The 14,287-nt window shown below is 68.7% G+C and carries 11 protein-coding genes; 3 read left to right on the forward strand and 8 right to left on the reverse strand.

Annotated features, from left to right (window positions below; all coding sequences use genetic code 11):
• Positions 1–2: 2 nt before the first annotated feature.
• Together FNH09_RS18170 and FNH09_RS18175 are read right to left on the reverse strand one after the other, a co-directional pair.
• Positions 3–671 carry a class I SAM-dependent methyltransferase gene (locus FNH09_RS18170; protein WP_152889146.1) on the reverse strand — a complete coding sequence of 223 codons (669 nt, stop codon included), beginning with the start codon at positions 669–671 and terminating at the stop codon, positions 3–5.
• A gap of 233 nt (positions 672–904) precedes the next feature.
• On the reverse strand, positions 905–4,990 hold the full coding sequence (locus FNH09_RS18175; RefSeq protein ID WP_152889148.1) for a discoidin domain-containing protein: 4,086 nt from the start codon (positions 4,988–4,990) through the stop codon (positions 905–907).
• Positions 4,991–5,794: 804 nt separating this feature from the next.
• Here FNH09_RS18175 and FNH09_RS18185 point away from each other — a divergent pair.
• Positions 5,795–6,001: a DUF6417 family protein gene (locus tag FNH09_RS18185; RefSeq protein WP_152889150.1), complete on the forward strand. Its 207-nt coding sequence runs from the start codon at positions 5,795–5,797 to the stop codon at positions 5,999–6,001.
• Positions 6,002–6,642: 641 nt separating this feature from the next.
• Here the strand turns inward: FNH09_RS18185 and tatC are convergent.
• From tatC to FNH09_RS18215, 6 genes are all read right to left on the reverse strand, one after another.
• Entirely contained in the window at positions 6,643–7,593 is a 951-nt protein-coding gene (tatC, locus tag FNH09_RS18190; protein WP_338017605.1) for a twin-arginine translocase subunit TatC, read from the reverse strand.
• 382 nt (positions 7,594–7,975) lie between these two features.
• The gene (tatA, locus tag FNH09_RS18195) at positions 7,976–8,245 is read right to left on the reverse strand and encodes a Sec-independent protein translocase subunit TatA (RefSeq protein ID WP_152889170.1); all 270 of its coding nucleotides are present in this window, start codon (positions 8,243–8,245) and stop codon (positions 7,976–7,978) included.
• 852 nt (positions 8,246–9,097) lie between these two features.
• A complete protein-coding gene (locus tag FNH09_RS18200; protein ID WP_152889152.1) occupies positions 9,098–9,508 on the reverse strand; it encodes a hypothetical protein in 411 nt (136 codons plus the stop codon).
• A 272-nt stretch (positions 9,509–9,780) separates the two neighbouring features.
• A complete protein-coding gene (locus FNH09_RS18205; RefSeq protein ID WP_238426762.1) occupies positions 9,781–10,209 on the reverse strand; it encodes an ATP-binding protein in 429 nt (142 codons plus the stop codon).
• 576 nt (positions 10,210–10,785) lie between these two features.
• Entirely contained in the window at positions 10,786–11,565 is a 780-nt protein-coding gene (locus FNH09_RS18210; protein WP_152889156.1) for an anti-sigma factor, read from the reverse strand.
• A gap of 25 nt (positions 11,566–11,590) precedes the next feature.
• Positions 11,591–12,193 (reverse strand): sigma-70 family RNA polymerase sigma factor, encoded by a 603-nt coding sequence (locus tag FNH09_RS18215; RefSeq protein WP_152889158.1) that lies wholly within the window; start codon positions 12,191–12,193, stop codon positions 11,591–11,593.
• A 977-nt stretch (positions 12,194–13,170) separates the two neighbouring features.
• Here FNH09_RS18215 and FNH09_RS18220 point away from each other — a divergent pair.
• Both FNH09_RS18220 and FNH09_RS18225 read left to right on the forward strand, forming a co-directional pair.
• Positions 13,171–13,431: a plastocyanin/azurin family copper-binding protein gene (locus tag FNH09_RS18220; protein WP_338017607.1), complete on the forward strand. Its 261-nt coding sequence runs from the start codon at positions 13,171–13,173 to the stop codon at positions 13,429–13,431.
• The coding region (locus FNH09_RS18225) for a metallophosphoesterase family protein (RefSeq protein ID WP_152889162.1) at positions 13,428–14,287 on the forward strand (860 nt) is incomplete at its 3' end. The genes FNH09_RS18220 and FNH09_RS18225, both read left to right, overlap by 4 nt.

The following is a 14,287-nucleotide window of genomic DNA, read 5'->3' on the forward strand; positions in this document are numbered from 1 at the left end:
CCTCAGGCAGGGCGCTCGGCCATGACGACCAGACCCGGGCCGCTGAACTGATCTGCTGGGAGCAGGAGTTCGGCGACGGGGCGCAGTCCGGCCTGCTCGATCAGGCCGACGAACTGTTCCGGCCGCCATTTGTGCGTCGTCCAGTGGACGGGCACACCTCCGTAGGCCTCCGTGCGCACCGCGTCCTCGTCGCCGACGTGCGTTCCGGTGATGAGGTGTCCGCCCGGCTTCAGGGCCCGCGCGAACAGCCCGAGGACCTGAGGAAGGATGTTGCGCGGGAGGTTGAACAGTGACCACCACCCGAGTACGCCGACGAAGGACGCCTCTTCGAGGCTGAGGTCCGTGGCGGAGGCGACGCTGAAGCGGCAGTGCGGATACAGACGGCGGGCGTTTTCGATCATGCGGGGCGAGAGATCGACTCCGGACACGTCGAGTCCGCGTTCGGCGAGGTAGGCGGTCACCGTTCCGGGCCCGCAGCCGACGTCGAGGACGGGCCCGAGTTCGCTCACGGTGTCGGCGAAAGTGTCGATCGATGCCTTGAGCCAGGGGTGGCGACGGATGTCGCCCATTCCTGTGGTCGCCACCATTTCGGCGTAGTTGTCGGCCACCTGGTCATAGGACTCACGGACCACGTCGAGATCGGCCGGTCGGTCAATTTGGTGTGAACGCATCAGCCAACATTAGGGCGAATAGTTCGCTGGGGCAGGCCGTTAAAGAACAGCTCGGTTGGGTGGACAGAGCAGAGCTGTGTCGCGGCCGAACGTTGCGGTCAGTGGCCTGGCTGTGGCAGCGTGCTGCGCGAGTCGCCCGGGACGACCGTCCGGACGGAACAGCCCCTGACCGACGGGATGATGCCGTGTCCCCGGCCCGGGCGTGGGTGGCCGGGCCGGGGACACGGCGCGGGTCAGCCGCGCAGCGTCATGACAGGGCTGTTGTACGCCTCGGCCGTCAGCACGGGGTGCCGTGACGAGCACGCGCCCTCCGGCCAGGACAGTTGCACTGTGCGGGACTCGCCGGGCAGCAGCCACAGGTAGTTGTCGCTGTAGAGCGTGGGCAGCACCCGGCGGCCGTCGGTGTCCTCCAGCAGCGACAGCCGGACCATGGCGGCGACCGCCGAGCCATGGTTGCGGACGACCGCCGTCAGCTCCTGGCGGTGCCCGGAGCGCGACCTCTGTGTGATCGCGCCGGTCAGCTTCACCGCCTTCGCCTTGTTGAGGGCCCGCAGGTCCGAGGGGTTGCGGTAGCGCCAGTAGGTGTTCCGTGACAGATGCCTGCCGCGGGAGTCCTCCAGGGTCAGCCGCAGCAGGTGCAGGTCCGGAAGATCGTCCGTCCATGCGACAGTGAACGCCTTGGTGGTGTCCGCCCGCGACACGTCCACGCGGGCCGTCCTGGTCCCGCCGAGCCGGCGGCCGGACAGGTCGAACAGCTGCGCGGTGACGGTGGCACCGTGCAGGTCGGCCGCAGTGTGGTTCACCGCGATGACCTGCCACTCGACTGGATCGGCCTGCACATGCAGCGGCTCGCAGGCCGAACGGGCGCCGTAATAGGTGCCGTTGACGTCGAAGTCGTAGTCGTACGTCTGCCAGACCGTGCTGTGCCAGGCAGGGTGGGACATCCACAGCATCAGGCCGGACGCGTTGTCCCACAGGTTGGCGTTCCACGCCTCGAACATGGCGCGGGTGTTCTCGTAGTTGACGAACTGCGCCTTGCGGGCGAAGTCGTCCAGGTCGCCAGCCGCGTCGAGGCGGGCCTCGATGGCCGCTTTGTAATTCTGCGGCGCCTGATTCCCGCGTTCGCTCCAGTCGTGGTAATACCACGCGCCCTTGATGGGCCACTCCGGCTCGTCGCCCACGAGGTTGCGCATGCTGGCGGCGGTGGAGACGACGGGCATGCCGATCTCGGTGTGGAAGCCGAAGTCACGGCTGCCGTACGTCATGGGGTCGAAGTACTTTTCCGGCTCCACCCAGCCGTAGGGGCCCCCGCCCGTGATGATCCCGCCGGCTGAGTTGTTCTGGTACAGCAGGCCGGGCGCCTGCTGCTGCACTGCCTCGCTCATTCCCTTGTCTATGGCGGCCGGAGGGTTGCCCTCGTTGGCTCCGCACCAGACCACCACGCTCGGATGGATGCGGTAGCGCAGCACGGTGTCGCGGGCGAGCGAGTTGAACGCCGCGTGGTCTGGCGGGTCCATGCCCCACGCGTTGGGGAAGTCGTTCCACACCAGGATGCCGTGCCGGTCGCAGGCGGCGAAGAACTCCTCCCGGTCGCTGCTGCCGACCCAGTTGCGGATCATGGTGAAGTTCATGTCGCGGTGCATGCGCACGGCCGCGTCCATGCGCTCCGCCGGCATCCGGCGCAGCAGTTCGTCCCAGCCCCAGTTGCCGCCGCGGGCCAGCACGCGCACACCGTTGACGCTGATCTTCAGCGGATCCGGCGTGTTCGATACGGACTTGACGTCGGTCCACTTCTCGCCATCGTCGGACACCTGGATCGTGTACGTCTTCGGGTACGCGGTCTCCCAGACGACGGCGACACGGTCGAACTTCCGTGCAGACCCGAGATCCACCTGGATCCACTGGTGGTCCTCGTAGGCGGAGGACCAGCGGGTGCTCGGGTCGCCGTCGGTGGCGTGCGAAGCCGGGTGGCCGGACTCCTCGGTGGAAGCGGTAGCCTGCTGCCGCAGAGCGAGATCGGTGCCGGGGTCACCCCGGTCGACGACGCCGAAGGACCACAGCGAGTTTCCCCAACTGCTGTTGCGCAAGCCACAGTTGAGACGGACATAGCGCGCGGTCTGTTGGTCGAAGTCCTCGACCTGGAGGCTGGCATTGCCGTTGTTGAACGGCAATGGCACGGCGCCGTTGTCCACCGACTTCACGTCGGTCCAGTCCGAGTCGTCCGAGGAGACCTGGACCACGAAGGTCTTGGCGTACGCCTGTTCCCAGGTGAGGTCGACCCGGTCGAAGGACTGGGGGGAGCCGAGATCGATGCGGATCCACTGGTCGTCCTCGAACGAGGAGGACCAACGGGTGCCTGCGTCGCCGTCGGTGACGTTGGCCGCGCCGTTGCTGCCCTGATCGGTGCTGGACGCCTGTGCTGCCGCATGTAGCGCGAGGTCGGTGCCGGGCCGTGTGCTGTCGCCCACGGACAGGGTCCACAGGGAGCTGCCCCAGGAGGTCGCCCGGGTCAGGCATCTGATGCGGACGTACCGGGCGTGCTGCCGATCGAAGGCCACAGTCTGCGTGTAGGAGTCACCGGAGGAGGTGAACGCGAGCGGCACTTCGTACTCGTAGCCGAACTGGCGGATGCCGAAGCGAGTGGTGCGCCGGTCGCTCTCCTGGCCGCCCACCGACGCGGTGAGCGTGAGGTCGTGCAGATCGGGGTCGCCCAGGCCATTCGGCCACCACAGCTTGGGGTTGTGCAGTTTCAACTGCCGGAAGGCGTCGGGAGCGAAGACGACATCGATGCTCTCACCCGCTTTCACGTTGACGGTCTTCGAGATGCGCACGTCGTCGAAGGACGCGGTGACCGTCGCCTCACGGTCGGCGATGTCGGCGTTGCGGATCGGTACGACCACGGTCACCTCGGCCACCGACACGTCCGGCAGCGCGGACAGCACGGTGTCCACACGCGGGTCACCGATGACGACGTGCCCGGTCGACCGCAGTCGGACGTGATTCCAGATGCCTGCCGCGCGGTCACGGACGGCCGGCATCCAATCCCATCCCGAGGACGCCAGGTAGGTAGGGGAGTTGAGGTTCATCTGCTGCGCGCCGGCGTCCACCCACGACTCGCCCAGGGGACCCTTGTCACCGGGGCTGCCGGGGACCGGCATCGGCGTGATCTTCACCGCGAGTGCGTTGTCGCCGCTCGGCGCGAGCTGCCGGGTGACGTCGAACGCGGCACGGGCGAACGGGTAAGTCAGATCGCCCACCGGCTCGCCGTTGAGCCACACCTCGGCCTTGTGGTTGACGCCGTCGAACTCCAGCCAGACGTGGCGGCCTGCGCCCGTGCGCAGGCCGCGCGGCAGCGCGAAGTCCCGCTTGTACCACCAGGAGTGGCGCGACAGCGCCTCCGGGATGCGCAGATTGTTCAAGCCCGCCACCGGGTCAGGCAGTTTGCCCTGCTCCACGAGCGAGCCGAGCACGGTGCCCGGAACGGTCGCGGGCAGCCATGTGCTGGTGTCGACGGACGTCTTCGACAGAGCTGCGCCGTCCGCGCCGGCCCAGTCGTCCATGGTGAGCCGCCAGCCCGACTCCACGGGGACGGTCCCGTCATCGGCGATGGCCAGTCTGGGCGCCTCGCCGTGCTGAGTGCCCCAGTCGGTCCAGCCGGTGGCAGCGGGGCGTTTGCCCCTGGCGATGCCGTAGACCTCGAAACCGTTGAGGCCGAGGGGCAGCGGGCTGGAGCGCTTTTGGGAGGTCATGCGTACCCAGCGCGCCGCCACGGGGCTGGAGAGCTGGATGTCCACGACGCCGCCGGTGCCCGCCGTGGTGCGGTGCACGGTGATCCAGGACTTGCCGTCCAGGGACGTCTCGACCACGAAGACCAGCGAGTAGCTCGACTGGATCTCGTCACCCTTGGTGCCGCTGTGCACGTTGCCCGTGGTGGGCGGCGTGTACACCGGGTCGGAGGCGGCTGCCTCGAAAGTCAGGCTGACCCGGTTGACGTCGCAGGCCGCCTGGAGGTCGACGGCTATCCACTGCGGGTCGCCGTCCTCGGCACGCCAGCCGCTGCCCCGGACACGGGGGGAGGAGAGGCGGTCGACCACGAAGGAACCGGGTGTGGCGGCGTAGGCGGTCGAGGAGACCGAGACGGGCCTGTAGAGGGCCAGTTCGCCGACGGCGGAGGGGTGGACTGGTGCGCCGGTGGGGGCGGCAGCGGCGGTCGACACGGGCAGCGCCGAGTTGAGGCCGAATCCGGCCAGCAGGCTCGTACCCGTGGTGATGACGGTCCGACGCGACGGATGGCGCGACGAACCCGACTGATCTGGCATGTGTGACGTCCCATCAAAAATCGGTGCTAGCCGCCCGCACCGCAATCCTGTACCAAGCCGGAATGACAACGTTGCCAAAGGCTGTGTTGCGCGGCGCTGCATGTCAACCCCTGCTGTGTAGAACGGTGGTTGATCGCTTCGGGGGATTCTGCTGGATCGTGGCTATCGCGAATGAGGGAAGTCGTGCCCTCGGTTCGCGTCTCTTGGACGAGTCCGGCCACACCCACACCTTCGACGGCTACCGTCTGGTCGGCCGCGCCACGGTCCGTATCCACACCGGTGACGGCTGCGACACCTGGAGTGACCTGTGCCGGGACTGCCGCGCGTACGTGGGGAACAACGACCGCGACGCTGCGCAACGACCGCGGCGGTTTTGTCGACGATGGGTCCTGGGGTACGGCCGCCGCGCCGACCGCCACTGACCCGCACCCCGGCCAGCGGCCGGTGATCGCCGGCCGGTGATCGCAGTCGCAACAGCCCCTATTCATGGCGGCGCGCCCGGAATTGCATGCTCTTGGCGGACTGCTGCCCATGCCCCGCACCGCGTGCCGCGGGGCAGCGCAGCTGCCCCTGCAGTAGCTGCGGGGACAGTGTCCCCGGGCCTCACCTCTCGCCCATGAGGACGATCGTTCGGCTGAAGCCTCATGGAGCCTTTCGCCGCGCAGGCGACCGCCCTTCACGGCCACACCCCCTTTTCGCGAGGCTCCGGCCGGGACCGTCCCGGCCGGAGCCTCGCATGCCTACGGTGCGGGCGAACCCGGGGTTGGGCGTGACCTTGGGTCTGGTGGGTACGCTGCCCAGATCATGGACGACTACGACCCGCTCGATGGGGACTCCACCCTGTTTGCGCCACTCGCGGACACGGCGCAGCGTCTGGCTGAGCTGACGCTGGAGGAGGCGCACGATCTGCTCGCGCTGCTGGTGGCGGTCACGCAGGAGGGTGGGAGTATGTCGGTGCAGGCGGACCGGCTGGCAAGGGAGATCGCCGCGCGGATCCCGTCGGAGAACTGACGGTGCACACGGCTTGGTCGGCTGAGTCGAGGGAAGAGGCCGAGGCCCCGGTCGATGCCGTCAGGCTCTCACCCTGCCGGTTCTTACCTCTCGGCGACGCGTGGATCGGTCGAGCTCAGACGGAAGCTCCAAGTGGCACCGCGTAAACGCCTGGGTGCATGGATCCACGGGATGAGGTGGGGGGCGGGCGATTGGTCCGCCGCGCACGTAGCTTGGTGTCTGCCGGTCTTGCTCAGCAGGCACGACGCTGCCGGCTGGCGGACTCCGGAAGGACCCGCGCCCCACGCGTCTGACATGGGTGAGCACAAGACATGACTTCCAAGACCTCTGGTACACGTTCGAGGCGAGCCGGGCAGAGTGTCTGCTCGGATGTCATGCGGACTCCTCTGCGGGACTTCCTGCGCACCGAGACGGGCAGGCGGAGCACTTCGGTGATGAGTTCGGCTCGGACACCCTCTACAAGGGCGACGTCAGCGACCGACTGCTCGACCACGACCTGTCCCGCGGTCAATGGCCCCAATCGCCGTCCCACTGACTTGCGACGGCCACAAAATGGCCCTGCGGGCTGACCTACAGAGATCCCGGTTCGCCGTCGGCGACGAATCGCATCAGTGAATGCTCCAGTAGTTCCAGGAACTGACTCACTGCACCGTCTTACCTGTCGCGCGGGCGTCGTCAGTATTCGGTTGCGTGGGCAGGGCGTGGCTGGCGGACACCGATTCCACTTCGCCGATGTCCTGCGGTGTGAGGTCGAGGTCGGAGGCCTCGTCGTCGCCGGGTCCCTCTGCCGCTCTTCGGGCCTTGCGCCGGTCGTTGAGAAGCGAAAAGACAACGGCGGAGAAATAGAGCATCCAGATCGGCGCGGCCAGCGCCAGCATGGTCAGGGGGTCCGTGCTCGGCGTTGCCACAGCCGAAAAGGCCGTGATTCCCACGATCATGCCGCGCCACCTGGCGAGCATCCGCCGGCCGGACAGCACTCCGGTGAGGTTCAGCATCACCAGAAGCAGTGGCATCTCGAAGGAGAGGCCGAAGACGACCACCATGCGGGTGACGAGGTTGAGCAGATCATCCAGGGGCAGCAGATTCTGCACCCCGTGCGGGGTGAAGCCGATCAACACCTTCGCGGTCGTGGGCAGCACCTTGTAGGCGAAGAGGGCGCCGCCGAAGAACAGCGGGACGCCTGCGCCGACGAACGCGTAGGCATATTTCCGCTCGTGCTTGTGCAGGCCGGGGGCAACGAAGGCCCACAACTGGTACAGCCATACCGGCGAGGCCAGCACGACGCCGGCCATCAGGGACACCTTCAACGCCAGGGTGAAGGGCGCGAGCAGACCGTTGATCGTGATCCGCGCGCAGGCGGTGCCCGGGGTATGCCTGGCCAGATGGGCGAAGTCCGTCGGGCAGCCGACCGAGTGCAGCACCGGCCTGGTGAAGAAGTTGATGATTCCCTTGTAGTGGAAGGCCGCGGCGATGGTGACGACCAGGATGGCAAGGACGGCCTTGGCCAGCCGGTTGCGGAGCTCACGAAGGTGCTCCGCGAGCGGCATCCGTCCCTCGGGGTGCTGCTTGTTGTTGCGGGCTGGCTGGGGCACGCCGCGTCCTCATCTCGTGCGGCAGACCGGAGGCGGCCGGCCTGCGTCCGTACTTGATCGTCTCCGTCGCTCGGTGGGGAGCGAGCTCGTCACGGCGCCGGTTGCGGCCGGTCGCGCGTCCAGGAGGCAGTTGGTCCAGGTCGGCACCACTTACCGCGAGCTGATCTGCCCTGCCCGAGGGCGGGCGGCCCACGAAGGCCGTCAGGCCATCCACTGTTCCGCGCTGCGCTCGGGCCAGAAGCAGCGCTGCTCCGGCCAGGACGTCGGCCGTACCGCGGACAACGACGTGGGCGGTCCGACGGCGCGAGAGGTGAGCCGGCCGGGAGGCTTCGGGCAGCGTCTCGTGCGGGGAAGAGCCGGGGGCGCTGGACCGGGCTCGGTCTCAGTGGCTGGTCGTGCTGTCCGTGGGCGCGGTGCGGGCGGTGGCGGTGTCTTCGGGAGCGCCCGGGGCCGTCCGCGGTCCCAGTTCAGGCTCGGGCCGTGGCTCGTTCGAGGTGCTGTCGCCCTTCATGGCCTCGGTCTCGCTCTTGAGGATCCGCATGGACTTGCCCAGCGCGCGGGCCGTGTCGGGTAGTTTCTTCGATCCGAAGATCAAGACCACCACCGCGACCAGGATCAGCAGGTGCCAGGGCTCCAGGCCGTTGCGGAACATCGTCACACCACCCCTTCGAACGCGTCGGCCTTCATATCTGCCTCGGCGATCCGTGCTGTTTGTTCCTGCGTGGCGGCGCCCGGGGCGTATCGGGTCCTGCTGCCCTGAGCATGCCCTGGCCTCTCGTGCGGCGCGCGCAGAGCTCGGGCGGCTGCCCAAGGAAGCGTTCCGCTCGCGACCGCGCCGCACTCGGCCGGGACACCCCACTGGTGGAGACGGTCGATGTCCGCGACCCGGTGCGGTGCTACAGCGACGGATGGCAGGCATTCGTCGTCGCGGAAGGAGATTCGCAGGGGTTGGCCGGGCAAGCCGGCGTCCGTGCCCGCGGTCTCGTGCGCGGGCGTCCGGCAGGTGGTTTCCCGGCGTACCGAGGACGGCGGTTGCGCCGGTGTCCGCCGACCGCGCCATCGGGAGATTCCCACGACGTCGTCCAGTACGGCCTTACACGTGAGTTCGGTGCCCGTGGCCGCCGCACCCGCCGGGAGCTCGATCGGCATCAGGCGTACGGCGGGGTGCAGTTCTGCGCCTGTGACCTGCATGGCCACCGCCGTCGGCTGCCCGGCCGGCGGAGCGTGCGGGGGCGTTTGCGACGGATGGACGCCCAGCCGCTGTACTTGGGAGCAACCACGTTCGGGTACGTGGAACTGCCGATGGGGCTTCGCGTTCTGCCACGGTGCGTTCATCAACTTTCCCTGGCGTGGAGGTACTTGTCGCCGGCCCGCGTGAAGTTCACGCAGGGCTGTCGGGCATGTGAGGCGAGACGAGTGGAGCGGGTCGGCTACCGCGCGAGCGTGCCGGGTGTCGATGTCCTTGCTGGTCATGCGTCCTGCTCCTGGTCGGGTTGGGGTCGGTTCAGATTCCGGGGCGCCCGGCGGCCGTCCAGGCGGCGTACTCCTGACGGACGTAGAGGCGGTGGTCGACGGCGAGTGCGATCGCGTCCGGGGAGTGCGGACCCGCCACCAGGTCGGGGTGGCGGCGGTCGTGCTGGACGAGTTGCTCGGCGGTTTCTGCGGCGGCCGCGACCGGGCCGGGTTTGTCCAGGGCCATCCGGTCCATGAGGGCTGCGCGGCGCAGCAGCCAGACGCGTTCGGCGGTCCGCGCGTCGACCGGGGGGCCGGTGACGGGCCTGGCCGCACGGCCGTCGCGTTCGGCCCCGAGAGCGAGCACTCGGTGCATCTCGCGGCGTAGGTCTGGTGCATTCGCGTACACCTCCTGCGGGGGCGGGAAGGTGATGCCCTCGCCGCTGTCCGGGGTGACGTGCATGCCGGACACCTCTGCCGGTACGCAGGGGCCGGTGCCGCAGCGTTGACATGGCACCATGTCGTGGCGTCGGGCCGGTGGGTGTCCCGCGGACCGCATGGGTACCTGGACCAGGTCTGGGCAGCCGTCGACGGGGCAGGGCCTGTGGGTCGCGAAGGCTCGCTCGGCGAGGTCGTCGGGTGCCCCGACGCTGCACGTGCCCCTGGTGACCCGACGCTGGGCTCCGGTGCCGGCCCCAGCAGAGGGACTCGACTCGTGCGCGACGTCCGGCCCGGTCATCGCGAGCACCTGAGGCAGGCGCGGACTTCGCGGCCGCCGCGTGTCTGGTGGATCTCGGTCGACTGAGCGAGGTACTGGACGATGCCGGTGCCTCGGCCGTGTTCGTCGGGGGCCATGTCGGGGCGATGACGCTCCACGGCCATGCCGGAGTCAGTGACCACGATGTGCAGGGTGCCGTCGTCCAGGGCGAGCAGCACGGTCATGCGCTCGCGGCCGTACTGGGCGGCGTTGGCGGCGAGTTCGTCGACGATGAGAACAGCGGAGTCCCGATCGCCTGTGGGCACGCTCCAGGTCTCCAGCAGATCGCCCGCGAAGTGACGAGCGGCGGAGACGTGCGCCTTCTGCGCGGGCAGGGTGAGCAGCGCCTCGTGGCGGCAGGGCCGGTCGAGCAGTGGACTCGGGCTGCGGGAATCGGTTGCAAACATGGCCTTCTGGCTTTTCTGTGGATGTGCGGAGACCGGAACGGGGAGCCCCGCCAACGACTTCGGGACTCTGTCGGTAGGCCGGAGCCTGTATGGCGCGCTCATTCAGTTCCACGGGCGACGCACACCGAACGGTTCGAGCGATTCGACCCTTTTGTTGTACTTCTTGCGGTTCGCGTCAATGTCGGGGGCCCCGGCTGGGCTCACTCGCCTCTACCGGAGCGCGTCATGGGCAGGACCCGGGGCCCTGCGTGGTGGCCGGCTTGCCGGTGCCCGCAAGCCGGGTGACGGTCGCGGGCCTGAGCCCCGCGACCGAGCCGCAGAAAAACTGCCCTGGTGCCGACACAGTCCTCCGCTGACAGACAGTGCCGGCGAAGCACCCGCAGTACCTGACCGGCCCCGGGGACGCGTGGGACAGCCCTGGTTACGTCAGGGGCAGTGAGCGGGCGCCAAGGGTGCGCCGCGGGCGGCACTGCCGCGGACGACTCACGTTTCCCGCAGGCCGCGCCGGGACGCGAGGAGTGGGTCGGTGCGTCAGGAGTCCTCCGCGACGAAGGGGGCGCGTGGACTCTTCTCGCTTCACGCGTGGATTGTGACGAGCTTCTGGCCGCTGCCTGAGAGGATCTCGAAGTGCTTGATGGCGTCAGGGGACATGGCGACCGCCCCTGGAATCGTGGTGCCGGGAGGGTATTCGCCTGCACGCCAGGTAGCGCCGTCCGCTCTGGCTCCGCCGGGTCCGACCGCCTGGAGTCGGCAGGTGATTCCGGCGGGTGCCCCCTTGGCGGTGACCTGCACGACACTGCCCCAGGCAGAGGGCGAGACCTTCACCGAGGCGGAGACGCCGGTGGTGGTATCGCTTCCCGAGAACGTGCGCCAGGCAGTCGGCGCGGTCGGCCCGGGCGGCGTGGCCTGACTGCTCACGGAGCCGACAGCCGCCAGCCATGTGCCGCCGACCGCTGCCGCGAGGAACGTCAGCGAGGCGCCGGCGCCGGCCAGCTGCAGACGCCAGGTCCTGCGGCGCCGGGCCGCGGCCTGATGGAGCAGCCCCTCCAGTACACCCGGCTGCGGCACCGCAGACACGGCGGCCCGTGCGGGCGAGGAGCCCTGAGCGCTCTCGGCTGCCCGCGCCACCAGCCGGTCGGCCAGGTTCTCGCCGGCGGCCGGCACCCCCTGGCCTGATGCTTCGGCTTCGGTCACCGTTGCCAGCAGCGCGGGCAGTCCCGCCAGCTGGGTGTGTTCGGCCTGGCATTCGGCGCATTCCGCGAGGTGGGCGCGGACCTGTTCCATTTCGGCCGGGGGCAGCGTGCCCAGGACGTATCCTCCCAGCGCCAGCCGGAGGGCGTCGCGCTCCGTGCTCATGGTCGCCACCTCCTGCAGGCCACGGTCATGGCTCGAGGCCCCGTTCCCGCAGCGCCAGCCGCAGGGCGTGCAGCGCGTAGTACGTCCGCGACTTCACGGTGCCCAGCGGGATGCCCAGCACCCGTGCGGCCTCCGCCATGGTCCGGCCCCGGTAGTAGGTCTCCAGCAGGACGGCGCGGTGGTCCGGGGACAGCGTCCGGACAGCGTCGGCAACCGCCCAGCTCTGCAGTGCCTGTTCGATCTCGTCCCCGCCCGGAGCCTGCTCGGCGACTCGCTCCAGCGCCTCGCCGCCGACCTCGGTCGGCCTGGCCTGCCGGGCCCGGTGGGCATCGATCACCAGGTGCCGGGCGACCGTACACAGCCATGCCCGGGCCGGGCCGCGTGCGGGGTCGAACGCGCCGGGATGCTGCCACGCTCGCAGCAGCGTCTCCTGCACCACATCCTCCGCCCATTGCCAATCTCCCGAGGTCAGTCGCAGCACGTAGTGGAAGAGGGCCCCTGCGTGCTCCGCGTACAGAGTGCGGAGCAGTTCCTCATCTGCGGTCGAAAGGGTCCCTTTACCAGAGACACGGTGCGCGGAGCGATCCGGATCGGTCCTTGGACCGCGTTTTCGGAGACTCCAGGGCATAGCACGATCATTGCACACAAACTGCCTCATACCGTGACGCACGGTGCAGCCCAGGTGACGCTTCGTGGGCGTCATAGGTGATATGTCCCCACGGTCCTTACGGCATCGCCGGGTCCAGGTACGCGCGGCGCCCGGGGATGGCGGCTGATCTGCGGCGACACCAAGAGGTCTCACAAAAATGCATATCCATCGAACCGTGGGACCCCCACTGTCCGTGGAGTCGGACAAAAGCACCGCCGTAACGCAATTCCTCATCGATGCCCCGCGCGACAAGGGAGGGATCAGAGGTGCTCGAACCACGCCACGTACATGCTTCTGGCTCCGACCACGCTCACCCCGCACCGTGGATCGAAGCCGGTGCCCCCGCGCAGCCCAGCGCGTACCACGGCGACGGCTCTACGCGGCTCTCGGCGTACGGTCACCGCCGACCGGCCCCGAGTCGCTGTCGGCTCCCCGTAGGGGGAACTGCCGCATGCTGCCTGCACCTTCGCGGTGCGCAAGGGCAGTGCGCCGCCGAGGTGCGTCGAGGCGAGCGGTCGATGCGAGGCAACTCCCATGCTCGTTCGCCGAGTCCGTGAGCGGCACACGCTCGTGAACACGGCATCCACCGCACTTTCCCCGGACGCGTGCGCCCAGCCGGCGCAGCCGTCGTCTCCGCCTGATCAAAGAGAAACGGACACACCATGAACCTGAGCTTTCGCACACCCGGCCGGCGATCACGCGCTGCGGCCGGGCTGGCTGTCGCCGTCATCGCCACCGTTGGCGCGGTGGGGCTCCTCAGCGCATGCGGCCAGTCGCCGGATTCCTCGTCCACCGGAGCCGGCGCCATCACACCGGGTCCGGGTCAGCACCAGGCGGCAGGAACGCCAGGTTCCACGGAGCCGGGGAACGCGGCGGGCACCGCTCCCGGTGCCTCGCCGATGCCCAGCATGACCATGCCCATGAGTCATGCGAGCACGGGCGCATCAGCCGCGCCAGTGACCGGGAACGCCGTGGCGATCAAGAACTTCGCATTCTCCCCGGCCGCGCTGAAGGTCAAAGTGGGCACGAGGGTGACGTGGACCAACCAGGACACCGACGCCCACACCGTCACCAGCGCCGGATCGGGCGGACCGTTGCAATCGGCCGCTCTGTCCACCCACGCCACCTACAGCTACACGTTCACCAAGCCCGGCACCTACGCCTACCTCTGCACCATCCATCCGTTCATGACCGCCACCGTGGAGGTGACCCGATGACCGACTACTACGACAGCCACGACGGAGCACCGGCCGACGACACCGGTCAGTCCGATACCGAACACGGCATGACTCGACGTCAACTCATCCGGCACGCAGGGTGGTTCGGCGGAGCGGTGGTACTGACCTTGGCCGGCGGGGAGGTGATCAGCCACATCGCGGACTCCCGGGACGCCCACGCCGCGACTGCCCCGGCGGGAAGTGGCGCGCTGCGGTTCGTACAGGTCTCCGACAGCCACATCGGGTTCCAGGGGCCGGCGAACACGGACGTGGTCGGCTCATTCACCGAAGCGATCAACCAGGTCAACTCACTCGGATTCAGGCCGGACTTCGTCATGCACAGCGGCGATCTGACCCACCTGTCCACGGCCGGCCAGTTCGACCAAGTCAAGCAGATGATGGCCGGAATGGAGACAGACCGCGTCTTCACCGTACCGGGCGAGCATGACTCGATCGGCGATGCGGGCCGCGCCTACCGGCGAACCTTCGGCATGGGCACGCTCGGCGACGGCTGGTACAGCTTCGACACCCATGGCGTGCACTTCATCGCTCTGGTCAACACCATGAGCCTGGAGAAGCTCGGCCACCTCGGCAACGACCAGATCGACTTCGTTCGCAAGGACATCGCCGGACTGCCCTCGGACACCCCCATCGTGGTCTTCAGCCACATTCCGCTGTTCGCCATGTACCCGCAGTGGGGTTGGAGCACCGACGACGCCCTCAAGGTCATCGCCCTCCTGCGCCGCTTCTCCTCCGTCACCTGTCTCAACGGGCACGTCCACCAACTGTTCACCAAGACAGAGGGCAACATCACCTTCCACTCCGCCACCACCACCGCATACCCCCTGCCCAAACC

Source organism: Streptomyces adustus, assembly GCF_009377175.1.
GTDB lineage: Bacteria > Actinomycetota > Actinomycetes > Streptomycetales > Streptomycetaceae > Streptomyces > Streptomyces adustus.

Excerpts from the sequence above, each read along its gene's own strand:
- FNH09_RS18215 (WP_152889158.1), bottom strand. The coding sequence starts at position 12,193 with ATGCCCTGGAGTCTCCGAAAACGCGGTCCAAGGACCGATCCGGATCGC.
- FNH09_RS18205 (WP_238426762.1), bottom strand. The coding sequence starts at position 10,209 with ATGTTTGCAACCGATTCCCGCAGCCCGAGTCCACTGCTCGACCGGCCC.
- FNH09_RS18175 (WP_152889148.1), bottom strand. The coding sequence starts at position 4,990 with ATGCCAGATCAGTCGGGTTCGTCGCGCCATCCGTCGCGTCGGACCGTC.
- FNH09_RS18210 (WP_152889156.1), bottom strand. The coding sequence starts at position 11,565 with ATGAGCACGGAGCGCGACGCCCTCCGGCTGGCGCTGGGAGGATACGTC.
- FNH09_RS18170 (WP_152889146.1), bottom strand. The coding sequence starts at position 671 with ATGCGTTCACACCAAATTGACCGACCGGCCGATCTCGACGTGGTCCGT.
- FNH09_RS18200 (WP_152889152.1), bottom strand. The coding sequence starts at position 9,508 with ATGCACGTCACCCCGGACAGCGGCGAGGGCATCACCTTCCCGCCCCCG.
- tatA (WP_152889170.1), bottom strand. The coding sequence starts at position 8,245 with ATGTTCCGCAACGGCCTGGAGCCCTGGCACCTGCTGATCCTGGTCGCG.
- FNH09_RS18185 (WP_152889150.1), top strand. The coding sequence starts at position 5,795 with ATGGACGACTACGACCCGCTCGATGGGGACTCCACCCTGTTTGCGCCA.